This is a genomic window from Pseudomonas sp. REST10, assembly GCF_029542605.1.
Taxonomy (GTDB): Bacteria; Pseudomonadota; Gammaproteobacteria; order Pseudomonadales; family Pseudomonadaceae; genus Aquipseudomonas; species Aquipseudomonas khazarica.
Genome location: NZ_CP035677.1, coordinates 4,799,754 through 4,821,769, shown reverse-complemented (window position 1 = coordinate 4,821,769; position 22,016 = coordinate 4,799,754). Strand labels below are relative to the sequence as shown.

General features: G+C 67.4%; 21 protein-coding genes. 3 read left to right on the top strand and 18 right to left on the bottom strand.

Annotation, left to right across the window (positions count from 1 at the left end; genetic code table 11):
- Positions 1-24: 24 nt before the first annotated feature.
- The gene (locus EWH21_RS22775) at positions 25-1,086 is read left to right on the top strand and encodes a transporter substrate-binding domain-containing protein (RefSeq protein ID WP_269319953.1); all 1,062 of its coding nucleotides are present in this window, start codon (positions 25-27) and stop codon (positions 1,084-1,086) included.
- Here EWH21_RS22775 and EWH21_RS22770 read toward each other — a convergent pair.
- From EWH21_RS22770 to EWH21_RS22755, 4 genes are all read right to left on the bottom strand, one after another.
- Positions 1,065-1,448, bottom strand: coding sequence for a hypothetical protein (locus tag EWH21_RS22770; RefSeq protein ID WP_277699394.1), 384 nt, complete (start codon positions 1,446-1,448; stop codon positions 1,065-1,067). The genes EWH21_RS22775 and EWH21_RS22770 overlap by 22 nt on opposite strands.
- Positions 1,445-2,818 carry a GTPase/DUF3482 domain-containing protein gene (locus EWH21_RS22765; RefSeq protein WP_277699393.1) on the bottom strand — a complete coding sequence of 458 codons (1,374 nt, stop codon included), beginning with the start codon at positions 2,816-2,818 and terminating at the stop codon, positions 1,445-1,447. The genes EWH21_RS22770 and EWH21_RS22765 overlap by 4 nt, the downstream gene beginning before the upstream one ends.
- A 275-nt stretch (positions 2,819-3,093) precedes the next feature.
- Positions 3,094-4,485 (bottom strand): DUF2868 domain-containing protein, encoded by a 1,392-nt coding sequence (locus EWH21_RS22760; RefSeq protein WP_277699391.1) that lies wholly within the window; start codon positions 4,483-4,485, stop codon positions 3,094-3,096.
- Positions 4,486-4,545: 60 nt separating this feature from the next.
- Positions 4,546-5,685, bottom strand: a complete 1,140-nt coding sequence (locus EWH21_RS22755) for a glycerophosphodiester phosphodiesterase (protein ID WP_277699390.1) — start codon at positions 5,683-5,685, stop codon at positions 4,546-4,548.
- Positions 5,686-5,817: 132 nt separating this feature from the next.
- Between EWH21_RS22755 and EWH21_RS22750 the strand changes: the two genes are divergently transcribed.
- Together EWH21_RS22750 and EWH21_RS22745 are read left to right on the top strand one after the other, a co-directional pair.
- A complete protein-coding gene (locus EWH21_RS22750; RefSeq protein WP_277699389.1) occupies positions 5,818-6,339 on the top strand; it encodes a dihydrofolate reductase in 522 nt (173 codons plus the stop codon).
- A 105-nt stretch (positions 6,340-6,444) separates the two neighbouring features.
- Positions 6,445-7,092, top strand: coding sequence for a YitT family protein (locus EWH21_RS22745; RefSeq protein ID WP_150606917.1), 648 nt, complete (start codon positions 6,445-6,447; stop codon positions 7,090-7,092).
- Positions 7,093-7,159: 67 nt separating this feature from the next.
- Here EWH21_RS22745 and gloA read toward each other — a convergent pair whose 3' ends face one another.
- From gloA to EWH21_RS22675, 14 genes are all read right to left on the bottom strand, one after another.
- Positions 7,160-7,687: a lactoylglutathione lyase gene (gene gloA, locus EWH21_RS22740; protein WP_037055189.1), complete on the bottom strand. Its 528-nt coding sequence runs from the start codon at positions 7,685-7,687 to the stop codon at positions 7,160-7,162.
- 139 nt (positions 7,688-7,826) lie between these two features.
- The gene (locus EWH21_RS22735) at positions 7,827-8,285 is read right to left on the bottom strand and encodes a metallophosphoesterase family protein (RefSeq protein WP_277699388.1); all 459 of its coding nucleotides are present in this window, start codon (positions 8,283-8,285) and stop codon (positions 7,827-7,829) included.
- Between the two features lie 321 nt (positions 8,286-8,606).
- The gene (gene ilvD / locus EWH21_RS22730) at positions 8,607-10,445 is read right to left on the bottom strand and encodes a dihydroxy-acid dehydratase (RefSeq protein WP_277699387.1); all 1,839 of its coding nucleotides are present in this window, start codon (positions 10,443-10,445) and stop codon (positions 8,607-8,609) included.
- Positions 10,446-10,634: 189 nt separating this feature from the next.
- Positions 10,635-11,702, bottom strand: coding sequence for a chemotaxis response regulator protein-glutamate methylesterase (locus EWH21_RS22725; protein WP_134676395.1), 1,068 nt, complete (start codon positions 11,700-11,702; stop codon positions 10,635-10,637).
- Positions 11,699-12,208, bottom strand: coding sequence for a chemotaxis protein CheD (locus EWH21_RS22720; RefSeq protein ID WP_037055183.1), 510 nt, complete (start codon positions 12,206-12,208; stop codon positions 11,699-11,701). The genes EWH21_RS22725 and EWH21_RS22720 overlap by 4 nt, the downstream gene beginning before the upstream one ends.
- On the bottom strand, positions 12,201-13,007 hold the full coding sequence (locus EWH21_RS22715) for a protein-glutamate O-methyltransferase CheR (protein ID WP_047588035.1): 807 nt from the start codon (positions 13,005-13,007) through the stop codon (positions 12,201-12,203). The genes EWH21_RS22720 and EWH21_RS22715 overlap by 8 nt, the downstream gene beginning before the upstream one ends.
- A gap of 15 nt (positions 13,008-13,022) precedes the next feature.
- Complete coding sequence (locus EWH21_RS22710; RefSeq protein ID WP_037055181.1) at positions 13,023-13,535, bottom strand: chemotaxis protein CheW; 513 nt, start codon at positions 13,533-13,535, stop codon at positions 13,023-13,025.
- 39 nt (positions 13,536-13,574) lie between these two features.
- Positions 13,575-15,188, bottom strand: coding sequence for a methyl-accepting chemotaxis protein (locus tag EWH21_RS22705; RefSeq protein ID WP_047588037.1), 1,614 nt, complete (start codon positions 15,186-15,188; stop codon positions 13,575-13,577).
- A gap of 17 nt (positions 15,189-15,205) precedes the next feature.
- A complete protein-coding gene (locus tag EWH21_RS22700; RefSeq protein WP_206596628.1) occupies positions 15,206-15,751 on the bottom strand; it encodes a chemotaxis protein CheW in 546 nt (181 codons plus the stop codon).
- A gap of 3 nt (positions 15,752-15,754) precedes the next feature.
- On the bottom strand, positions 15,755-17,971 hold the full coding sequence (locus EWH21_RS22695; RefSeq protein ID WP_277699386.1) for a methyl-accepting chemotaxis protein: 2,217 nt from the start codon (positions 17,969-17,971) through the stop codon (positions 15,755-15,757).
- The gene (locus EWH21_RS22690; protein ID WP_277699385.1) at positions 17,968-20,115 is read right to left on the bottom strand and encodes a chemotaxis protein CheA; all 2,148 of its coding nucleotides are present in this window, start codon (positions 20,113-20,115) and stop codon (positions 17,968-17,970) included. The genes EWH21_RS22695 and EWH21_RS22690 overlap by 4 nt, the downstream gene beginning before the upstream one ends.
- Positions 20,115-20,420: an STAS domain-containing protein gene (locus tag EWH21_RS22685; protein WP_037056486.1), complete on the bottom strand. Its 306-nt coding sequence runs from the start codon at positions 20,418-20,420 to the stop codon at positions 20,115-20,117. Before EWH21_RS22685 ends, EWH21_RS22690 begins: the two co-directional genes overlap by 1 nt.
- A 15-nt stretch (positions 20,421-20,435) precedes the next feature.
- Positions 20,436-20,804: a response regulator gene (locus EWH21_RS22680; protein ID WP_037056485.1), complete on the bottom strand. Its 369-nt coding sequence runs from the start codon at positions 20,802-20,804 to the stop codon at positions 20,436-20,438.
- Positions 20,805-20,814: 10 nt separating this feature from the next.
- On the bottom strand, positions 20,815-21,966 hold the full coding sequence (locus EWH21_RS22675; RefSeq protein ID WP_277699384.1) for a methyl-accepting chemotaxis protein: 1,152 nt from the start codon (positions 21,964-21,966) through the stop codon (positions 20,815-20,817).
- Positions 21,967-22,016 lie beyond the last annotated feature (50 nt).

Sequence of the window (22,016 nt, the reverse complement as noted above, 5' to 3'; positions counted from 1 at the left end):
CAACGAGTGAAAAGGGAGTCCCCCGTGAGCCGCATCGCACTGGCCCTGCTGCTGATCTGCAGTTGTTTGACGAGTCACGCCGAGACCACGCCGCTGCGGGTCGGCATCACCGAAGTGCCGCCGTTCGTGATCAAGCACGACGACGGCAGCTGGAGTGGCATCAGCATCGATCTGTGGAATGCCATCGCCGAAAAGAACGGCTATGCCTTCCAGTACGAGGCGATGCCCTTCGATCGCCTGCTCGACAGTCTCGAGCAGAGCAAGGTCGATGTCGTGGTCGGGGCGATGACCATGACCCCCGAGCGCGAGGCGCGCTTCGACTTCACCCATCCGTTCTACTTCACCGGCCTCGCCATCGCGGTGCCGGCTACCGCCTCGGCGGGCTGGTGGACGACCTTCAAGCGCCTGTTCTCCTGGCGGTTCATCAGCGTGGTGCTGGGCCTGGCCGCAGTGCTGATGCTGGTGGGGGCGTTGATCTGGTTCTTCGAGCGCCGGCGCAACCGCGAGCAGTTCCCCGAGGAGCCGGTGCGCGGCCTGGGCGATGGCTTCTGGTGGGCTGCCGTGACCATGACCACCGTCGGCTACGGTGACAAGTCGCCGGTGACGCTGGGCGGCCGGCTGGTCGCGGTGGTGTGGATGTTCGCCGCACTGATCATGGTCTCGACCTTCACCGCAGCAATGACCACGGCCCTGACCGTGAGCAATCTGCAGGGCGCCATCCAGGGCCCTGGCGACCTGCAAGGCGCGCATGTCGCCAGCGTGCAGCGCACGGCCAGCTCGCACTGGCTGCAGGAGCAGCGTATCCGCCAGAGCGACTACCCGAGCCTGGGCAAGGCGCTGCAGGCCGTGCAGCAGGGCGAGGCCGACGCCATCGTCTACGACAAACCCATCCTGCAATACCGCAACCGCGAGCTGGTCGGTGCGCGCCTGCAAGTGCTGCCCGGCACCTTCGAGAACCAGAGCTACGGCTTCCTGGTGCGCAGCGGCAGCCCGCTGCGCGAGCCGATCAGCCGCGCGGTGCTGGGCATCATGGATGATCCGCAGTGGCCGCGGACGGTGAGCGACTACCTGGGCGAGGAACTCTGAGGCGGCACCTCAGGCGTCGCCTGGGGTTCGGTCTGCAGCGGGAAGCGTCGCGCGATCTCGTCGATGATTTCGCGCGGCCCGCTGATCCTCCATTCCAGCCAGTTGTCCCACTCCAGCCTCAGCTCATCCAGGCCCCGGCGCAGGCGGTAGCTGTCGTAGTCGATGCCCTTGTCGAAGGCCAGCGGGCTGTATTGCGCGACCTGCCGCCAGCCCTCTGTCTTCAGGCTGTCGAGAATGCGGTCGCCGAGTTCGCTGTCGATCATCTCCACCGAGACGTGATCGGCCGTGTCCACCGGCGTGCGCTCGAGCCGTCTGCGCTGCAGCCAGCGACGCAGCGTGGTGAGGACGTTCAGGCTCTTCATGCCTCGGCCAGTTGCGCGGCCAGTCGCTGCACCTGCTCCTGGCGTTCGGCGTCCTCCAGGCGTGCGCCGGGGTTGAGCGACGACCATTGCGGGTGGGCGCGTGCGACGTTGAGCGGGGCGGGCAGCTTGCCCTGGCGCCAGAGGTTTTCCTGCGGGGCGCCGAGGGCGATGGCGTCCATGGCGGCGTGGCCGCGCCGGTCCAGCGCGGCCAGCAGCTGTTGCTGGCGCAGGGCGAGCAGGCGCAGCACGGCGTCGTCGACGGTCAGTTCGCGCTGGCCCTGCAGCTTGCCTTTCAGGCGTTGCCCGTAGTTGCGCAGGGTCTGCGCACTGCCACCGATCAGCGCACCCAGTGCCGCCGCTGCGCCGAGGGTCAGGCCGCCGACCAGCAGGTCGACCCCGACCCCGGTCGCGGCGCCTGCTGCCATGCCGCCGCCGACCTTGATGCCGAGTTGCCTGAGGGTTTCCGGGTTGAACAGGTCGTCACCCCAGCGGCCGTCGAGCAGGGGCAGGTCCGTGGCCTTGGCATCGTCGCGGCGGAAGGCGTACAGGCGCAACAGCGCCTCGACGCAGCGCTGCTCACGCTGGCGGATGGCGTCACGCAGTTCGGCGATGGCGCCTTGCTCCAGCAGCGGCTGGGCGGCAACGCTGCGCCGGCAGGCGGCACAGTCGATCAGCAACTCGGCGACCACGCGCTTGCCAGCCTGGCGGCGGGCCTGGCGCTGTGCCTGGTGATCCTCGATCAGGCGCTGCAGTTGCGCCCGCGAACGCTCCAGCAGCAGGGCCAGGCTTTCGTACAGGCGGCGCTCGCCGTCTTCGGGGGGCGCCACGCTGTCGAAGGCCACCAGCGCATGCAGGCCGAGACGCGCCAGGGCCTCGCGCCACTCGCCTTCGCGGTGCTGGCTGCTGGCGACGAAATTGAGCACGGGCAGCAGCGGGCGCCCGCACATGGTCAGCACGGCCAGTTCGTCGCGGTACTTGGCCAGCACCGGCTCGCGCACATCGATCACGTACAGCCCGGCATCGCAGGCCATCAGCTGGCGCAGCACCTTGGCTTCCTGCTCGTAGCGCTGGCGCGCCTCGCTGCCCTCCAGGAAGCGGGTCAGGCGCGCCGGGCCGTCGAGGCGTTCGCCAGGGCGATCGAGACGTTCCAGGTAGTCGAGCAGGGCGATGGCATCTTCCAGGCCTGGGGTGTCGTACAGCTCCAGCAGGGCCTGGCCGTCCACCGACAGGCGCGCGCCTTCGACGTGGCGCGTGGTGCTGGCGCGTGGCGAGACCTCGCCGAAGTCGACGTCACGGGTCAGGGTGCGCAGCAGCGAGGTCTTGCCGACGTTGGTGTGGCCGACCAGGGCGAGTTTCAGCGGTGGGCTCATGGCGCGGCCTCGGTCGGGGATGCGGACTGTAGGGTGGATGACGCTTCACCCATCCACCACGGCGATTGGTGGATGAAAAAAGCGTCATCCACCCTACGTCGAGCCTGTTCAATCATGCCCGCTCTCCAGCCAGTTCAGTCGGGTAGCCCGGATGCAATCCGGGAAGTGGCTGTGGCTCATTCCCGGATACGGGCTGTAGGGTGGATGACGCTTCACCCATCCACCGTGGCGACTGGTGGATGAAAAAGGCGTCATCCAGCCTGCGTCGAGCCTGTTCAATCATGCCCGCTCTCCAGCCAGTTCAGTGGAGCGCTGTCGCCATGCTGCAGGCCCAGTCTGTCGAGGGCCTGGTGCCAGTCGGCCAGGCGCGCGCTGTCCAGGCTCGCGCCGGGTGCGGGCGAGAGCAGCCAGATGCGCGTGGCGGCCGCGCAGCGCGCCAGTTCGCCGAGCAGCGCCAGGCTGCCGCGATCCGGTGAGCGCTGCGGGTCGCAGGCGATGACCAGGCGCTCGGGTGGGAAGCGGGTCAGCTGTTCGAGCAACTGGCGGCGCTGCTCGCGGCTGTCGATCACCCCGGCATCGGCGACGCCACTGGGCAGTTGCAGGGGCGGCCAGCTGCGCCGCTCATCCAACTCCAGGCCCAGCAGCAACGCGCCACTGCCGGCTTGCGGGTTGGCGCCGGCTTGCGGCTGGTGCAGGGTGGCCGGCGCCAGGTCGCAGACGCCGAGGCGCTCGCTGTCCGGCTGCAGGCGTTGGCGCAGCAGGTCGTAGCCGGGCAGGTCGAGTGCCAGGCGCAGCGCTGCCTTGCCGCTGAGCCAGCGCCACAGGCACAGCAACGTCAGCAGCAGACGTGGCAACAGGCCGTAGACCAGCAGCACGCCGACCAGCCAGCCGGCCCAGCTCTGTCGGGCGACCTCGCTGGCGATGGCGGCGTCGCCGCTGGCGCGAATCAGCGCGACGTCGGGCAGGCTGAAACCGAGCAGGGCCGGCAGCGCGCCGATGGCCTGGGTCATGGCGATGAAGCTGTCGCCGCCGAGGATGGTGGTTTCCCAGACGAAGCCGTAGCGCCGTGTGGCGAGCAGCAGCAGTGCGGTACCCAGGGCGGCGAGCATGGCCAGCGTCCACAGGCCGTTGCTCAGCAGGCCCAGGCCCCAGCGGGTCAGGCGCTGGCGCTGCAGCATCAGCAACAGGGCCGGCGCCAGGTGGGCGGCACTGGCATCGCGGGCCAGCTTGTCGCTGAGCCAGAGCCACAGGCGGCCGAGGGCGCCGGGGTGGTCGCGGGTCAGCAGCAGGCCGACCAGCCAGCCGAGCAGCATCAGCAGGTCGAGGCCGAGCAGGCTGCCCAGGGCCCAGAACACGTTGACCGGCTGGCGTCCGTCGCCCAGCGCCGCGAAGGCCAGGCCGGCTCCGCTGAACAGCGCCAGCAGCGCCAGCAGCAGGCCCGCCAGGCGTGCGCCCTGCAGCCAGTGCTGCAGGGCTTGCCACTGACCATCGCGACGGGCCAGGAGCAGGGCCCGCTGCTGGATACGCGTGGCCAGATCGCCGTGCTCGGCGCGGGCCAGGCGATTGGCCTCGGCATCTTCGAGCGGGCCGGCGTGTTCCTCGCGCAGGCGGATCGTCTCGCTGAGCCAGAGGCGTTGAAAGGCGGTGGGGGAGGAGGCGTCAGTCACGCGGCGTCTCGTCGTGCGGATCAGGGCTTGAGGATAACCCCTGATCCGCCCCCGTGCGAATCAGCGCTGTTCGCGCAGGCGTACGGCGATATCCGGTTGGTCGATGAACAGGCCATCGATGCCGGTGGCGAGGAAGGTGCGCAGCTCGGCGTCGATGTCGCCGCGTGCGGTCGGATCGCTGCCATTGCGCAGGTCTGTCGGCAGGAAGGCGTTCTCGGCGCGGAAGGTATAGGGGTGCACCTTGAGCCTGGCGGCATGGGCGTCGCTCACCAGGCTGGTCGGCGTGGTCAGGTTGCCGACTGCATCACGCGGGATGATCATGCCTTTCTCCGGACCGATGCCGCTGGCGTAACGGGCGATGGCTTTCAGGCCCTTGGGCGTGATCATCTGTGCATAGCTGAGGTCGGTGCCGAGTGCCTGCTGGTCATAGGGCTGGCCGTCCGTCCACAGCAGCTGGATCAGGCGGATGGAGGTCATGCGGCTGAGGGTCTTGAGGTTCTCCACCTCGAAGGACTGGATGTACACCGGCGCCTTGGCGCTGGCGTAGCCGTTGCGCTTGAGCACGGCCAGCAGCGGTTTCTCCATGGCCAGGCCGAGTTGCTGGAAGTGCGTGGGGTGCTTGGTTTCCGGGTACAGGCCGATCACCCGTTGCTGGCTGAGCTGCAGGCTCTTCACCAGGTCGATGATTTCCTGCAGGGTCGGGATTTCGAACTGGCCGTCGAAGCGCGTATTGCCCGGACGGACCTGCGGGATGCGCTCGATGGCGCGCAGCGTCTTCAGCTCGGCCAGGGTGAAGTCCTCGCTGAACCAGCCTTCCAGGCTGACGCCGTCGACCGTCTGGGTGCGCTTGCGTGCCGCGAACTCGGGGCGCTGGGCGACATCGGTGGTCAGGCCCAGCTCATTGTCATGGCGCGCCACCAGTTGCCCGTCGCGGGTCATCACCAGGTCCGGCTCGACATAATCGGCACCTTGCAGCACGGCCAGGGCGTAGGCGGCCAGGGTGTGTTCGGGCACGTAACCGCTGGCGCCACGGTGCGCGATCACCAGCGGCTTGCGCGCAGCATGCGCGTGCTGTGGCTGTGTGCCGGGTTGGCGCTGGGCCCAGTCGATGGCGTTCTGCACGGTGTCGGCCTGCACTGGCAGTGCAGCGCTCAGTAATCCTGCGCACAGCAGTCCTGTGCGCAACAGGTTCGATATCATCGCGGCATCTCCTTGCTCGGGTGGGAGCGCAAAGCCTGGCGCATGGACGATGACGATTCGGCGACAAACCGATGGCCGGTTGCTCGGGCTGTGAGCTGCTCGTCACTTGGTCGCTCTGCTATGCTCGCCGTCATGAACAAGACACTCCCCCTTTCGCTGATCGCTGCCCTCGCGCACAACCGCGTCATCGGCCGCGACAACCAACTGCCCTGGCACCTGCCGGCGGACCTCAAGCACTTCAAGGCACTGACCCTGGGCAAGCCGATCATCATGGGTCGCAAGACCTGGGACTCGCTCGGCCGGCCCTTGCCGGGGCGCCTCAACATCGTCGTCAGTCGCCAGCCGGACCTGAGCCTGGAAGGTGCCGAGGTGTTCGCCTCCCTGGAAGAGGCAATCGCCCGTGCCGACGCCTGGGCCCGTGAAGAGGATGCCGAAGAGCTGATGCTGATCGGCGGCGCGCAGCTCTATGAGCTGGGCCTGGCGCAGGCCGATCGCCTGTACCTGACGCGGGTCGGCCTTGATCCCGAGGGTGATGCCTTCTTCCCCGAGGTTGACCAGGCGCACTGGCACATGAGCTCCAGCGTCGAGCACCCGGCCAGCGCCGAGACACCCTTCTACGCCTTCGAGGTGTGGGAACGTCGCGACACACAATAACGACACTGCCGGCCGTCCCTGCCACCCGCTTCCCGCGTGCGGCGCGACGGCCACCGCCTTGCCTCTGCCATCACCTCTTTCGTGCACCCTGATGCAGGTTTTTCGATGACTGAGCAATCGCCCGTCGACGAGCGCCCGAGCGCCGTCGCCGCACTCTTCGTTCGCCACCCGCTGTGGGAGGATGCCCTGGCGCTGCTGTTCGGCACCGCCCTGGTGGCCCTGGGAATCACCTTCTACGCCCACGCCGGTTTGCTGACCGGCGGGACGGTGGGCATCGCCTTCCTGGCCAACTACCAGGCCGGCTGGCCCTTCGGCCTGGTGTTCTGTCTGGTGAACCTGCCGTTCTACCTGCTGGGCATCTGGCGCATGGGCTGGGGCTTCACCCTGCGTACCGGCTGTGCGGTGCTGCTGGTTTCACTGCTGGCGGAGCTGACCCCGCACTGGGTCGCCTTCGCCGCGCTCGATGCCATCTACGCCGCCCTGTTCGGTGGCGCCGCCATGGGCCTTGGCCTGCTCATGCTGTTCCGCCACCGCGCCAGCCTGGGCGGGGTGAACATCCTCGCGCTGTACCTGCAGGAGCGTTTCGGCCTGCGGGCAGGGGCGGTACAGATGGGCATCGACGCCAGCATCGTGCTGGCGTCGATCTTCGTGGTCTCGCCGGACAAGGTGCTGCTGTCGGTGCTGGGCGCGGTGATGCTCAACCTGGTGCTGGCGATCAATCACCGTGCCGACCGCTACGTTGGCGTGAGCTGAGTGGCTCGACGAACGAGGGGCTGCCTCGTAGGAGGCAGCCCCTCGTCGGGTGTCGCGGGCGCGACGCTCACTGCACGTCGGTGAACTGGATGATTTCCACCCAGTAGCCGTCCGGGTCCTTGATGAAGGCGATGTCGCGCATGCGGCCGTCGGTCAGGCGTTTCTGGAAGTCCACGCCGAGCTCTTCGAAGCGCTGGCAGGCAGCCTTGATGTCCGGTACCGACACGCACAGGTGGCCGAAACCGCGCGGGTCGCTGTTGCCGCTGTGGTAGGCGAACTCCGGGTCCTGCTCGGTGCCGTGGTTGTAGGTCAGCTCCAGCACGCCGGGGATGGACTTGCGCCATTGGTGGCGCGCGGCCGGGTCGGCCGGGATCTGCGACTTGTCGGCAATCAGCGCGAGGAAGTACAGGCTGAATTCGGCTTCGGGGAAGTCCTTCTTCTCCAGCAGGGTGAAGCCCAGCACGCGGGTGTAGAAGTCCAGCGATTTCTGCAGGTCCTTCACGCGGATCATGGTGTGGTTGTAGACGAAGTCGGCGGTGGCGACGTCGGGCTTGGCGGTCACGCCGGGGATGGCGTTGAGCTCGTCGAGGGTCATGAAAATCTCCATCGAGACATTGAAAAACGGTACCTGCCTAGATGGTCTCGGCGGCGGCGTTTTTCAAGGGGCCTTTGGGTGGTCGGTGGGACGGTGGACGGGTGAGGCGTCGTCCACCCTACGCCGGCATGCAGGGGGATCAGGCCGGCAGGGTGATCAGCTCGGCCCTTACCTGGCCGCCTTCGATATGCAGGATGCCCACCCCAATGGGCAGCTTGAAACGCCGTGGTCCGGCGCTGCCCGGGTTGAGGTAGAGCACGCCGTTGCGCGTCTCCTGCAGGGGCTTGTGCGAGTGGCCGGCGATGACCACGTCGATGCCCTGCTCAGCCGGGTCGACATCCAGCTGCTTGAGGTCGTGCAGCATGTGCAGCCGGACACCACCGAAGTCCAGCGTCAGCTGATCGGCGATGGTGTCGGCCCAGGCGTCCTGGTCGTTGTTGCCACGCACCACCGACAGCGGCGCGATGCGCTCCAGCTCGGCCAGGATCTGCGGCCCGCCGATATCGCCGGCGTGCAGCAGATGGTCGACACCCTGCAGCGCGGCCAGCGCCTCGGGGCGCAGCAGGTTGTGGGTGTCGGCGATCAGGCCGATGCGCATGGCGGGCTCCTGAGCAGAATGCAGGCACCAGCTTGCTGGCGAACGAGCGCAGATGCAAAACCTTCGGCAAGAAAAAGCCCGGCAGCAAGGCCGTAGTGCTGTTCCTTTGAGAGTTGGTCGGCCGCGATAGTCCCCTCGCCCCTTTGGGGAGAGGATTAGGGCGGGCCGCGTTCGGAGAGGGGGAAACTGGCAGTTTTGCTGCACTTCAGCCCTCTCCCCCAGCCCCTCTCCCATAAATGGGAGAGGGGAGCCAAACCTGTGCAACCTCAAATGAACAACGCTGCGCCAGCAAGGCCGGGCTTTTCATGTCGCAACGCGGGGTCAGCCGTCGAGCATCGCCTTGTTGCGCACCGCGCCCTTGTCGGCGCTGGTGGCGAGCAGGGCGTAGGCCTTGAGGGCGGTGGTCACCTTGCGCGCACGGGGTGCGGCCGGCTTCCAGCCTTTCTGGTCCTGTTCGCTGCGGCGCGATGCCAGCTCTTCATCGGATACCAGCAGGTTGATGCTGCGGTTGGGGATGTCGATGAGGATCTTGTCGCCGTCCTGCACCAGGCCGATGGCGCCACCCGAAGCCGCTTCCGGCGAGGCGTGGCCGATGGACAGGCCGCTGGTGCCGCCGGAGAAACGGCCGTCGGTGAGCAGGGCGCAGGCCTTGCCCAGGCCCTTGGACTTCAGGTAGCTGGTCGGGTACAGCATTTCCTGCATGCCCGGGCCGCCTTTCGGGCCTTCGTAGCGGATGATGACGATGTCGCCGGCCTTCACCTCGTCGGCGAGGATGCCTTTAACCGCGCTGTCCTGGCTCTCGAACACCTTGGCGGTGCCTTCGAAGACATGGATCGACTCATCGACGCCGGCGGTCTTCACCACGCAGCCGTCGAGGGCGATGTTGCCGTACAGCACGGCCAGGCCGCCTTCCTGCGAGTAGGCGTGCTCGACACTGCGAATGCAGCCTTCGGCACGGTCGTCGTCGAGGCTGTCCCAGCGGGTCGACTGGCTGAACGCGGTCTGGGTGGGGATGCCTGCCGGGCCCGCCTTGAAGAAGTGGTGCACCGCCTCGTCCTGGGTCTGGGTGATGTCCCACTGGGCGATGGCCTCGGCCATGTTCGGGCTGTGCACGGTGTGCACGTCGGTGTGCAGCAGGCTGCCACGGGCCAGCTCACCGAGGATGGAGAAGATGCCACCGGCACGGTGCACGTCTTCCATGTGGTACTTCTGGATGTTCGGCGCCACCTTGCACAGCTGCGGGACCTTGCGCGACAGACGGTCGATGTCGCGCAGGTCGAAGGCCACGTCGCCTTCCTGGGCGGCGGCCAGCAGGTGCAGGATGGTGTTGGTCGAACCGCCCATGGCGATATCGAGCATCATGGCGTTCTCGAACGCCTTGAAGTTGGCGATGTTGCGCGGCAGCACCGACTCGTCGCCTTCGCCGTAGTAACGCTGGCACAGCTCGACGGCCAGGCGCCCGGCGCGCAGGAACAGCTGCTCGCGGTCGCTGTGGGTGGCCAGGGTGGAGCCGTTGCCCGGCAGGGACAGGCCCAGGGCTTCGGTCAGGCAGTTCATCGAGTTGGCGGTGAACATGCCGGAGCAGCTGCCGCAGGTCGGGCAGGCGCTGCGCTCGTACTCGGCGACCTTCTCGTCGGATGCACTGGAGTCGGCGGCGATGACCATGGCGTCGACCAGGTCAAGGCCGTGGCTGGCCAGCTTGGTCTTGCCGGCTTCCATCGGGCCGCCGGAGACGAACACCACCGGGATGTTCAGGCGCAGGGCGGCCATCAGCATGCCGGGGGTGATCTTGTCGCAGTTGCTGATGCAGACGATGGCGTCGGCGCAGTGGGCGTTGACCATGTACTCCACGGAGTCGGCGATGATCTCGCGGCTCGGCAGCGAATAGAGCATGCCGTCATGGCCCATGGCGATGCCGTCGTCCACGGCGATGGTGTTGAATTCCTTGGCCACGCCGCCGGCTTTCTCGATCTCGCGGGCGACCAACTGGCCGAGGTCCTTCAGGTGCACGTGGCCGGGCACGAACTGGGTGAAGGAGTTGGCGATGGCGATGATCGGTTTCTTGAAGTCTTCGTCCTTCATCCCGGTGGCGCGCCACAGGGCGCGGGCGCCGGCCATGTTGCGGCCGTGGGTGGAGGTCTTCGAGCGGTAATCAGGCATGGTCGGGTCCTGCGGCTAATTCGGAGGTGTGTGCGGTGAGCGTCGTCGGGCAGCTGATCGCCGCATGTAGGGGGGCTGCATGACGAGACGGGATCTCCTCTCGCGCGGCCGGGGCTCACGAGCCCGCCGGTGATGCCGGCGAGCAATCGCTCGATTCTACGCCCGCCGAGGCAGACGGGCAAAGGCCGCTCAGCCGCGTTCGTTACGCAGGATGCAGGCGGGAATCTGCTCCAGGGCCACTTCGCGGTCGACCGCCCCCAGTTTCCTGGCTTCCTTGGGCATGCCGTAGACCACGCAGGTGGCTTCGTCCTGGCCGTAGGTGATGGCGCCGGCCTCGTGCATCTCGCGCAGGCCGCGCGCGCCGTCGTCGCCCATGCCGGTCATGATGATGCCGGTGGCGTTGGCGCCGGCGGCGCGGGCGGTGGAGCGAAACAGCACGTCCACCGAGGGCTTGTGGCGGCTGACGGGCGGGCCGTCGACCACTTCGACCACGTACTGGGCGCCGCTGCGCTTGAGCAGCATGTGGCGCCCGCCAGGGGCAATCAGGGCGCGACCGGGCATGACCCGGTCGCCGTTGCGGGCCTCGCGGACCTCGATCTGGCACAGGCCGTTGAGGCGCTCGGCGAAGGCGGCGGTGAAGCGCTCGGGCATGTGCTGGACGATGACGATGCCGGGGCAGACCCGTGGCAGTGCCGTGAGCACGTGTTCCAGTGCCTGGGTGCCGCCGGTCGAGGTGCCGATGGCGATGATGCGCTCGGTGGTGCGGGTCATGGCGCCGCTGCTGGCGGCAGGCAGGATGGCATCGGCGTTGAGCTTGGGCTGCACCGCCGGCGCTGCCGGGCCGAGGCGCTTGAGACGGGCCTGGGCCGCCGCACGGATGGCGCCGACCAGCTCTTCGGTGGCTTCGATGAGGAACTGGCGCAGCCCGGCCTGCGGCTTGGTGACGATGGCCACCGCGCCGGCGGCCAGGGCCTCCATGGTGGTGGCGGCACCCTTCTCCGTCAGGGTGGAGCAGATCACCACCGGGGTCGGGCGCTCGGCCATCAGTTTCTTCAGGAAGGAGATGCCGTCCATGCGAGGCATCTCCACGTCTAGCACGATCACGTCGGGCCAGTTGCGCTGCATCTTGTCCATGGCGAACAGGGGGTCGGCGGCGGCACCGATGACTTCGATGCCCGTGTGTTCGGCAAGGCCGGCACTCAGTACCTGGCGGACGACTGCGGAGTCGTCGACGATCAACACCTTGGTGTTCTTCATGGCGTGGGGGCCTCGTAGCGCCGGGTGGCGATCTGTTGGGACGTGGGGCAACGCAGTGCGATGTGCCCGCTCCAGACATCGAAAATCAGGTTGCGGTAGCCATCGCCACCGGCATGCCGTTCATGGCATTTCAGGCCGTGGGCGGCGAGCAGCTCCAGGCCGGCGCGTACGTTGCTCTGGCCGATGTTGCGCTGGCACAGCTCGCCGAACATGTTGCCGCCACCGAACAGGCTGATGCGGTAGTCCTGCGGCTGGCTGCCGCTGGCGCGGATCTTCTCCAGCAGCAGGTGCAGGGCCTCGTCGGCGTAGCGCCCATCGAGCCGGCTGCCGGGGTGGCGGCGGCTGGGCAGCATGTAGTGGCACATGCCGCCGATGCGTTCGCCGCGGTGCCACAGCACCAGCGACACACAGGAACCGAGCAGCGTGCGGATGCGCGTGCGGCGGTCGCCAAAGTACAGGTCACCTGGCTGCAGGAGCACTTCGATGACGCCGTCCGGGTTATGCATGGGGCTTGCGATAGATCGAGGGGCGCAGCGACTGCAACTCGTCGCTGATGCCGTGCAGGCTTTCGGAGTGGCTGACGAAGAAGTAGCCACCGGGACGCAGCCGTGCGCAGAGACGTTGCACCACCTGGCGCTTGGTCGGCGGGTCGAAGTAGATCATCACGTTGCGCAGGAAGATCACATCGAACACACCGACGTCCGGCAGGGCGTTGTTGAGGTTGATCTGGCGGAAGCCGATGCGCCGCTTCAATGCCGGCTCCAGGGTGAACATGCCGCTGTGGCTGCCGGTGCCGCGCAGGCAGTGGCGATGCAGCAGCTCGCGGGGGATGCCGCTGGCGTCCTCTTCCGGATAGATGCCGGTGCGTGCCTTGTCGAGGATGCGCGTGCTGATGTCCGACGCGAGGATCTCCCAGGGTCGCGACGGCAGGCAGTCGGCCAGCAGCAGGGCCAGGGTGTAGGGCTCCTCGCCGCTGGAGCAGGCGGCGCTCCAGACGCGCAGCGGCTGGCTGCTGCGCAGGTCGTCCTGCAGGCGCTCGCGGAGGAATTCGAAGTGCTTCGGCTCGCGGAAGAAGTAGGTTTCGTTGGTGGTCAGCAGGTCGACTGCGGTTTGCAACTCGGCCTTGTCCTTCATCAGCAGCTGGAAGTAGTCGCCATAGCTGCTCAGTTCGAAATGGCGCAGGCGCTTGCTCAGGCGTCCGGCCACCAGCTGGCGCTTGGCGTCGCTCATGGCGATGCCGGCGATTTCGTGGATCATGTCGCGGAACTGCTGGAATTCGCGGTTGTTCAGGCTCAGGGCTGTCATGGCGCCGCTCCAGGGTCAGGCCGGTTCGGGTTGTGCGGCGGCAGTGGCGAGCTGGCGCAGGTCGGCGAGCGAGAGAATCCGGCCGATGTCCAGCAGCACCACCAGGCGCTCGTCGAGCTTGCCCATGCCGAGCAGGAAGTCGGTGGGGATATGGCTGCCGAAGCTGGGCGCGGGCTCGATGTCCTGCTCGGGAATCTCCAGCACCGCGTTGACCGCCTCGACGACGATGCCGATGACCTGCTGCATCTGCTCGCGGACCACCTCGAGGATGACAATGCAGCTGCGTCGTCCGATCTGGGTCTGCTGCTGACCGAAGCGCTGGCGCAGGTCCATGATCGGCACCACGCCGCCACGCAGGTTGATCACGCCGAGGATGCTCGCCGGCATCAGCGGCACCGGGGTCAGGCGGCCGTACTCGATGATCTCGCGGACGTTGCGCGTGCCGACGGCGAAGAGTTCCTCGCCGAGGCTGAAGGTCAGGTATTGCTGGGTGGTGTCTGGCGCCGTGGCCGGGTTGAAACTGGGCATGGGTCGCTCCTCGGGCACCCGCAGGTGCCCGGCTGGGGGCTAGGACTGGAAGCGAATGAAACCGCTGGGGATCATCTGCTCGAGCAGCTCGCTACCGGCTTCGCTGGCGCTGCGGCTGCGCGCCGGCTGGCGAGGGGCGAGGAGCGGGGCGCGGGCGGCCGAGACCTTGAAGAAGTCCATCAGTTGCTGCAGCTGTTCGGCCTGGCCACTCATTTCCTCGGCGGTGGCGGCCAGTTCCTCGGCGGCGGAGGCGGACTGCTGGGTGATGTCGCTGAGCTGGGTCATCGCGCAGTTGATCTGGCCGACGCCGGCGCTCTGTTCCTCGGAGGCGGCGGCGATTTCCTGGACCAGGTCGGAGGTCTTGCCGATCGACGGCAGCATCTGGTCGAGCAGGCTGCCGGCGCGTTCGGCCAGCGACACGCTGCTCTTGGCCACTTCGCTGATTTCCTGCGCGGCCACCTGGCTGCGCTCGGCCAGCTTGCGCACCTCGGCGGCGACCACCGCGAAGCCCTTGCCGTGCTCGCCGGCGCGGGCGGCCTCGATGGCGGCGTTGAGGGCCAGCAGGTTGGTCTGGTAGGCGATGTCATCGACGATACCGATCTTCTCGGCGATGGTCTTCATCGCCGCCACGGTGTCGCGCACGGCCTGACCACCTTCATCGGCCTCGCGCGCGGCCTTGCCGGCCATGCCATCGGTGACCCTGGCGTTCTCGGTGTTCTGCGCGATGGAGGCGGACATCTGCTCCATCGAGGCGCTGGTTTCCTCCACCGATGCGGCCTGTTCGGAAGCGCCCTGGCTCATGCTCTGGGCCGTGGCGGAGATCTGTTCGGAGGCACTGGTGAGGGCATCGGCATTGCTGCGCACTTCGCCGATGATCTGCGCCAGTTTCTCGCTCATGCCCTTGATCGCGGCCAGCATGCTGCTGGTGTCGCCGTCTCGGGTGCTGACCTCGGTGTTGAGGTCGCCGGCGGCGATGCGGCTGACCACTTCCACCGCGTAGGCCGGTTCACCGCCGAGCTGACGCAGCAGGTTGCGGGTGATGAAAGCGCCGAACAGACCGATGACCAGCAGGGTGGCCAGCGAGACGACGATGGCGATCCAGGTGGCGTGCTGCAGGCTGGCCTGGGCCTGTTGGCTGCCGTCGTTGGCCATGGCGATGTTGTAGTCGCGGTGCTTGCCGATGGCGCTGCGCAGCGGGTCGATGACCGCGTGCTGCAATTCGAGCATGGATTCGCGCGCGGCCTCGTCCTTGTGCTGGCGCGACAGGGCCAGCGCCTTGTCGATGCCCTGGAGGAGGTTGTCGATGCCCTGATGCTCGGTGTCGAAGAGCTGCTGGTCCTGCTCGTCGCTGATGGTCGCGGCGTAGTCGTCGAGGGCGGCCTGGATGTCGCCACGATTGCCGGCGATGCGCTTGTCCACGGCATCCATGGCCTGGTCGTCGGCGCTCAGTACATGTTCGTAGACCAGTTGCACCTGCATGTTCACCGCCGTGCCGAGCTTGGCCAGGGCGGTAATTGCGGGCACCGAGTTGACGTTGCCGAAGTTGGCGGCGTTGAACACCTGGTTCATCTGCTGGTAGGACACACCCGACAGCAGCAGGATGCCGAGCAGGGCCGAGAGAACCAGGAGGGTCATTTTCTTGCTGATGGTCATGGCAGGGCTCCTGCGCGTCAGCGCACGTCTGCAGAGGGGGAAAGGGATTCGTTGCGCAGGCCGGCCATGGCTGCGATCTGCTCGACCGAGAGCACCTGCTCCATGCGCAGCAGGGTGATGAAACGTTCGTCCAGGCGCGCCATGTCCTCGATGAACTCGCTGCGCACGCGGCTGCCGAAGGCCGGGGCCTGACGCAGGGCGTCGGCCTCGATCTCGACCACGGCGCTGACGGCATCGACCAGCGCGCCCATCAGATGGGTCTCGTCCTCGTCGAGGATCTCCACGATGACGATGCAGGTGCGTGCGCCGAGCGGGCTCAGGCCATGGCCGAAGCGATCGGCGAGGTCGATGATCGGCACGATGGCGCCGCGCAGGTTGATCACGCCGCGCACCAGGCTGGGCATCATCGGCACCTGGGTGACCTGGTCGTACTCGAGAATCTCGCGCACGTAGCGGCTGGCCACCGCGTACATGTCCTGCTGTACGCGGAAGGTCAGGTACTGGCGCTGCTGTTGTGCGCAGCCGTCAGGCGTGTCCAGAGGCAGATCGACGAGGGCACCCATGGTTCAGCTCCCGTAGCGGACGAAGCCGCTCTCTTCGTCGTCCGCCACCACCGCTGCGCGCGTCGGCGCGGCACTCAGCGGGCGACCGAGTGTGGTCACCCCGGCGCTGGCGCGGCTGGCCAGGTGGAAGAACTGCATCAGTTGCTGCAGCTGGACGGACTGGCCGTTCATCTCCTCCGCCGTGGCGGCCAGCTCTTCCGAGGCGGCGGCGTTCTGCTGGGTGATGTCGCTGAGCTGGGTCATCGCCGAGGTGATCTGGTTGACCCCGGTGCTCTGCTCCTCGGAGGCGGCGGTGATTTCCTGGACCAGGTCGGAGGTCTTGGCGATCGATGGCAGCATCTGGTCGAGCAGGTTGCCGGCCTGTTCGGCCAGCGACACGCTGCTCTTGGCCACTTCGCTGATTTCCTGCGCGGCCACCTGGCTGCGCTCGGCCAGCTTGCGCACCTCGGCGGCGACCACCGCGAAGCCCTTGCCGTGTTCGCCGGCACGGGCGGCCTCGATGGCGGCGTTGAGGGCCAGCAGGTTGGTCTGATAGGCGATGTCGTCGACGATGCCAATCTTCTCGGCAATGGTCTTCATCGCCGCCACGGTGTCGCGTACCGCCTGGCCACCCTCGCTGGCTTCACAGGAGGCCTTGCCGGCCATGCCGTCGGTGACCTTGGCGTTCTCGGTGTTCTGCGCGATGGAGGCGGACATCTGCTCCATCGCCGCGCTGGTTTCCTCGACCGAGGCGGCCTGGCTGGAGGCGGCGTGGCTGAGAGTCTGGGCGGTGGCGGAGATTTCCTCGGCGGCGCCGCTGAGGGTCGCGGTGGACAGGTGCACCTGACCGATGATGTCGCTGAGTTTCTCCACGGTGCTGTTGAGCGAATGTTGCAGGTCGTGCAGATGGCCCTGGAACTGGCCGTGCATGGTGCGGGTCAGGTCGCCTTCGGCGAGGCCGGCGATGACCTGCATGGCTTCGTTCAGCGGCACGATGATCGCTTCCAGCGTGCTGTTGATGCCGTCGACGATGCGGCGGAAGTCGCCCTGATGACGGCTGGCGTCGGCGCGGGTGTCGAGCTGGCCGTGCTGAGCCGCCTGGCTGAGCATCTGGGTGTCTTCGATCAGCGCCTGGACATTGGCGCGCAGGGTCTCGATGGTGTCGTTGATGAAGGCTTTCTTGCCGGGGAACTGCTCCAGCGGCGCGCTCAGGTCGCCTTCGCCGAAGGCCTTGATGCAGGCCATGGCCTTCTTCTTCACGCTGATGTGGCCGGCGACCATGGCATTGATGCCCTGGGCGATCTCGGCGTAGCTGCCGGCGAAGCGCGCGGCGTCGATGATCACATCGATGTCGCCCTTGTCGTGCTCGTCGGACATGTGCCGCATCTCGCTCATCAGGCCGGTGAGGTTGCCGCGCAGGGTCTCGATGGTGTCGTTGATGAAGGCCTTCTTGCCGGGGAATTGCTCCAGCGATGCGCTCAGGTCGCCCTCGGCGAAGGCCTGGACGCAGGCCATGGCCTTCTTCTTCACGTTGATGTGGCCGGCGACCATGGCGTTGATGCCCTGGGCGATCTCGGCGTAGCTGCCGGCGAAGCGCGAGGCGTCGATGACCACGTCGATGTCGCCCTTGTCGTGCTCGTCGGACATGTGCCGCATTTCGCTCATCAGGCCGGTGAGGTTGCGCCGCAGGGTCTCGATAGTGTCGTTGATGAAGGCTTTCTTGCCGGGGAACTGCTCCAGCGGTGCGCGCAGGTCGCCCTCGGCGATGGCACGGACGCAGGTCATGGCCTTCTTCTTCACGTCGATATGGCTGGCGACCAGCGCGTTGATCGCCACGGCGATCTCGCGGTACACCCCCGGTTGCTGGCTGTCGAGGACGGCGTCGATGTCGCCGCGGGCATGCTCGTCGGTCACGCGGCTCAGCTCCGCGAGCAGCGCGCCGAGCTGTTCGCCGGTCTGCTGCTGGCTGTGCAGGAGCGAGCCACGCGCTGCCTGGGGCTGGTTCGTGCGGGGCAGTTCCCCCTGCGCCAGCTGTTCGGCGAGGTCATGCAGTGCACGCGGTTCGCCGCCGAGCTGCAGCTGCAGCGCACGGTTGAGCTGCCAGCCCTGGAGCGCCAGGGCGGCGCCTGCGAGCAGGGCAATGCCCAGGGCCAGGTAAGCGTTCAGCGCTGGCAGGGCCAGCAGGGTCAGTGCGATCAGCGCTGTTGCGACCAGGGCCGCGATACGGGTTGCCAGGTTCATAGCACAGTACTCCTGAGGTTGCCGGAGGGGGAAAGGGTGCGGCTGCTGCCGCCTTGGCTGACTTGCGAGAGCAGGCCGGGGATATCGAGGATCAGCGCCACGGCGCCGCTGCCGAGGATGGTGAAACCGCTCAGCGCCGGGACCTGGCAGAACACCTTGCCCAGCGGCTTGATAACGGTCTGGAACTCGCCCAGCAACTGGTCCACCACCAGGCCGGCGCGAATCCCGGCGTAGCTGATCACCACCACGTTCTCGCGCCGGGGCGGCTGGCTCTGGTCCTCGAACAGCTGGCGCAGGCGGATGAAGGGCAGGACGTCGCCACGCAGGTCGAGGTGCTCCTGGCCGGCGAGCTGTTCGCTGGGCAGTTCGATGCATTCTTCGACCATGTCCAGCGGGATGACGTAGCTGGCCTGGCCGACCCCGATGAGGAAGCCGTCGATGATCGCCAGGGTCAGCGGCAGGCGGATGCGCACGCAGGTGCCCTGGCCCAGCGCGCTGTCGAGCTCGACGCTGCCTCGCAGGGCGGTGATGTTGCGCTTGACCACGTCCATGCCGACGCCGCGCCCGGAGAGGTTGCTGATCTGCTCGGCGGTGGAGAAGCCCGGCTCGAAGATCAGGTTGAAGATCTCCTTGTCGCTGAGCTGCTGGCCTTCGCCGATCAGGCCGCGCTGGCTGGCCTTGGCGAGAATCTTCTGCGGGTCGAGACCGCCGCCGTCGTCGGACACCTCGATGACGATGCCACCGGCCTCGTGGTAGGCATTCAGGCGCACCACGCCTTGCAGCGGCTTGCCGGCGGCCTGACGCACCTCGGCCGGTTCGATACCGTGGTCCATGGCGTTGCGCACCAGGTGGGTGAGCGGGTCGCCGATCTTCTCGACCACGGTCTTGTCCAGCTCGGTGTCGCCGCCGCTGACCTGCAGGACGATGTCCTTGCCCAGTTCCCTGGAAACGTCGCGGACCACGCGCTGGAAGCGATTGAAGGTGGCGCCGATCTGCACCATGCGCAGGGTCAGCGCGCTGTCGCGCACTTCCTCGACCAGCCGCGACAGCGTTTCGGCGGATTCGCACATGCCGGCCAGGCCGCTGCGCTGGGCCAGCATGCGGGTGTTGGCGCCGGCGATGATCAGCTCGCCGACCAGGTTGATCAGTTGGTCCAGCTTGGCTGCGTCGACCCGGATCAGGTTGGTGTCACCGTTTGCGCGTGGGGCTTCCTTGCTGGCCACGGCGCGGCTTTCGCCGGCGCCGGACGCGGGAATGGCCGCTTGGTGCGTTGCCGGCGCCACAGCGCTGGAGCCATTGGCCTGCTCCAGCAGTGCAGCGTCAAAGCTTGTGCAACGCACCAGGCGTTCAACTTGCAGGGCGCCTTCGGCGGCGCGTAGTTCCAGCAGCTCTTGCAGCGCCGTCAGCGGCGCGCCGGGCGGCAGGATACGGATGCTGCCGTCTTCGCGGACGAAATCGAAGGCACCCTCGATGGCTTGCGCCTCGGCGGCGCTGGAGAAGGCCAGTTCCAGGCCCAGGTAGCAGCTTTCCGGGTCCATCTCGTCCAGCACCGGCAGATGCTCGAGCACCGGCTCGACATGCACGATGCTGCCCAGAGTCTCCAGGTAGCGAACGAAGGCCAGCGGATCCATGCCGTTGCGCAGGGTGTCCTGGCCGAAGCGCAGCGACAGGTGCCAGTGGCCGTTGCCGCTGGCCTCCACGGTGTCCTGGGACTGCGCGGCGGCGGCGGGGGCCGTCTCGGCCTGGTTGTCGAGGTAGCGGCGCAGGGCCTGGACCAGTTCGGCCTCGCGGGCGTGGTGTTCGGCCGGCAGTTCGGCCAGGTCGCGGCCCTCGGCGAGGTGACCGATCAGCCCGGCCAGGTGGTCGCCGACCTGCAGCATGAGGGCGATGAGTTCGCCGTCGAAGCGCACCTCGTCGGCGCGGACGCGGTCGAGGACGCTCTCGGCGACGTGGGTGAAGGCGACGATGGAGTCGAAGCCGAACAGCCCCGAGGACCCCTTGATGGTATGCGCGGCGCGAAAGATGGCATTGATCAGTTCGGCGTCGTCCGGCGTCTGCTCGATCTGCAGCAGGGCATCTTCCATCTGCTGCAGCAGCTCCTGGCTCTCGGCGATGAAGGTGCCGATCACGCTGTCGAGGTTCATCAGTGGTTCTCCTCTGCGAGCAGCGTCGTGCCCAGGCCGCTGAGCCGGAGCAGTTCCGAGATGGCCGGGCTGACGCCACGGAAGTGCAGGTCGATGTCCATGCGGCGTGCCTGCTCGCGGGTGGCCAGCAGCAGCTGCAGGCCGGCACAGTCGAATTCCTCGACGCCGCTGAGGTCGATCTCCAGGGCGATGGCGCCCTGCAGGGCCGAGCTGAGACGGGGCTTGGTGTCGGCGGCGGTGTAGATGCTCAGGGCGCCGTCGAGTACCAGTTGGCGGGTGTCAGTGGCTGGGGACGTGGCGTGCATGGCGCACCTCCTGACTCAGGGCAGGATCAGTTTGGAAACGGCGGTCAGCATCTGCGCCGGCTGGAAGGGCTTGACCACCCAGGCCTTGGCGCCGGCCGCCTGGCCTTCGCTCTTCTTGGCATCGCCGGCTTCGGTGGTGAGCATGATCACCGGGGTGAACTTGTAGCTGGCCAGCGTCTTGACGTTCTTCAGGAAGGTGATGCCGTCCATGTTCGGCATGTTCACGTCGCTGATGATCAGGTGCACCTTGCGCCCGTCGAGCTTGGTCAGCGCATCCTTGCCATCGACCCCTTCGATGATGTCGTAGCCGGCGTTCTTCAGGGTCATGCCGACCACCTGGCGGATCGAGGCGGAGTCGTCGACGATGAGAATGGTCTTGGCCATGGGGAAGTCCTCAGAAGAAGGTGATGTCGGAAGCGCTGGCGGCGGACGTGCCGTGACGGCCGCTGTGGATGGCGTGCTGTTCGGGCGTGGTGTAGGTGTGCGAGAGGTCGTCCAGCCAGCCGCTGGCGTCGACCTGGCCGCTTGCATCGACCAGGCGCAGGCCGAGTTTCTCGATGTCGTCGCGCATGTGGCCGAGCATCTGGCTGACGCGGTCCTGGAACTGCAGCGCGACCAGCACCTCGGAGATTTCCTCGCCGACCGCCTGGTTCTGGCTGTGCAGGGTGTTGCCGTGCTCGACCAGGCGCGTGGCGCCGTGGCGGAAATCCTCGATGACCTGGCGGATCAGCTGGCTGGCGCTTTCCAGGGTGCTGGCGTCGCGGCTGGCGTGTTCGTTGGAGACGTGCAGGGTGTGTTCGATGGCGGTGCTGACGTTCTCGATGGTCTCGCCGATGCGCTTGCCGGTTTCCTCCGAGAGGGTCGAGAGCTTGCGCACCTCGTCGGCGACCACGGCGAAGCCACGTCCGGCCTCGCCGGCGCGGGCGGCCTCGATGGCGGCGTTGAGGGCCAGCAGGTTGGTCTGCTTGGCGACGTCGCCGACTTCCTGGGCCATGGTGCGCAGCTGAGTGGTGTAGCCGCTGAGGCGGACCACTTCGGCGAGCAGTGTTTCCTTGCTGTCCAGGGCCTGGCGCAACTGGCTGACGATGTCTTCCAGTTCGTGTTCGCTACCGGCCAGCAGCTTCAGCAGCGCTTCGTCGTCGCTCGGCGCATCTACGCCGACCACGGCGCTGATGCGCTGTGCCAGGTGGGTGAAGCGTTCGCTCAGGGCTTCGATGGCGGTCTGGGTGTGGAGGCGGGCGGCTTCGATCTGCTGCGACCAGATGGGCGCGATGTTGCGGCACAGGTCCGCCAGGCCATGCACGTGGCGTTCGGCTTCCTGGGCCTGGCCGACGGCGATGGCGCTCTCCTGGACCTCAGAGAGGGTCCGCGCCTGCGCGCTGGCCTGGCGGCGCAGGCTGACATGCACCACGACACCCGGTAGCAGGGCGGCGACCAGCCAGTAGTGGCTGGGTACTTGCGTCGCCAGCCAGACCAGCGACAGGCTGCAGAGGCTGACGAGGACGGTGGTAATCCAGCTGGCTTGGGTGGCGGTCTGAGCGTTCACGTTCACACTCCATCGAGCAACGGGAGCGGGTATTGGCTACCCGTTCATGG

Coding starts and splice junctions, on each gene's coding strand:
- EWH21_RS22770 (WP_277699394.1), bottom strand. CDS start 1,448: ATGAAGAGCCTGAACGTCCTCACCACGCTGCGTCGCTGGCTGCAGCGC.
- EWH21_RS22765 (WP_277699393.1), bottom strand. CDS start 2,818: ATGAGCCCACCGCTGAAACTCGCCCTGGTCGGCCACACCAACGTCGGC.
- EWH21_RS22755 (WP_277699390.1), bottom strand. CDS start 5,685: ATGATATCGAACCTGTTGCGCACAGGACTGCTGTGCGCAGGATTACTG.
- EWH21_RS22750 (WP_277699389.1), top strand. CDS start 5,818: ATGAACAAGACACTCCCCCTTTCGCTGATCGCTGCCCTCGCGCACAAC.
- EWH21_RS22745 (WP_150606917.1), top strand. CDS start 6,445: ATGACTGAGCAATCGCCCGTCGACGAGCGCCCGAGCGCCGTCGCCGCA.
- gloA (WP_037055189.1), bottom strand. CDS start 7,687: ATGACCCTCGACGAGCTCAACGCCATCCCCGGCGTGACCGCCAAGCCC.
- EWH21_RS22735 (WP_277699388.1), bottom strand. CDS start 8,285: ATGCGCATCGGCCTGATCGCCGACACCCACAACCTGCTGCGCCCCGAG.
- ilvD (WP_277699387.1), bottom strand. CDS start 10,445: ATGCCTGATTACCGCTCGAAGACCTCCACCCACGGCCGCAACATGGCC.
- EWH21_RS22725 (WP_134676395.1), bottom strand. CDS start 11,702: ATGAAGAACACCAAGGTGTTGATCGTCGACGACTCCGCAGTCGTCCGC.
- EWH21_RS22720 (WP_037055183.1), bottom strand. CDS start 12,208: ATGCATAACCCGGACGGCGTCATCGAAGTGCTCCTGCAGCCAGGTGAC.
- EWH21_RS22715 (WP_047588035.1), bottom strand. CDS start 13,007: ATGACAGCCCTGAGCCTGAACAACCGCGAATTCCAGCAGTTCCGCGAC.
- EWH21_RS22710 (WP_037055181.1), bottom strand. CDS start 13,535: ATGCCCAGTTTCAACCCGGCCACGGCGCCAGACACCACCCAGCAATAC.
- EWH21_RS22705 (WP_047588037.1), bottom strand. CDS start 15,188: ATGACCATCAGCAAGAAAATGACCCTCCTGGTTCTCTCGGCCCTGCTC.
- EWH21_RS22700 (WP_206596628.1), bottom strand. CDS start 15,751: ATGGGTGCCCTCGTCGATCTGCCTCTGGACACGCCTGACGGCTGCGCA.
- EWH21_RS22695 (WP_277699386.1), bottom strand. CDS start 17,971: ATGAACCTGGCAACCCGTATCGCGGCCCTGGTCGCAACAGCGCTGATC.
- EWH21_RS22690 (WP_277699385.1), bottom strand. CDS start 20,115: ATGAACCTCGACAGCGTGATCGGCACCTTCATCGCCGAGAGCCAGGAG.
- EWH21_RS22685 (WP_037056486.1), bottom strand. CDS start 20,420: ATGCACGCCACGTCCCCAGCCACTGACACCCGCCAACTGGTACTCGAC.
- EWH21_RS22680 (WP_037056485.1), bottom strand. CDS start 20,804: ATGGCCAAGACCATTCTCATCGTCGACGACTCCGCCTCGATCCGCCAG.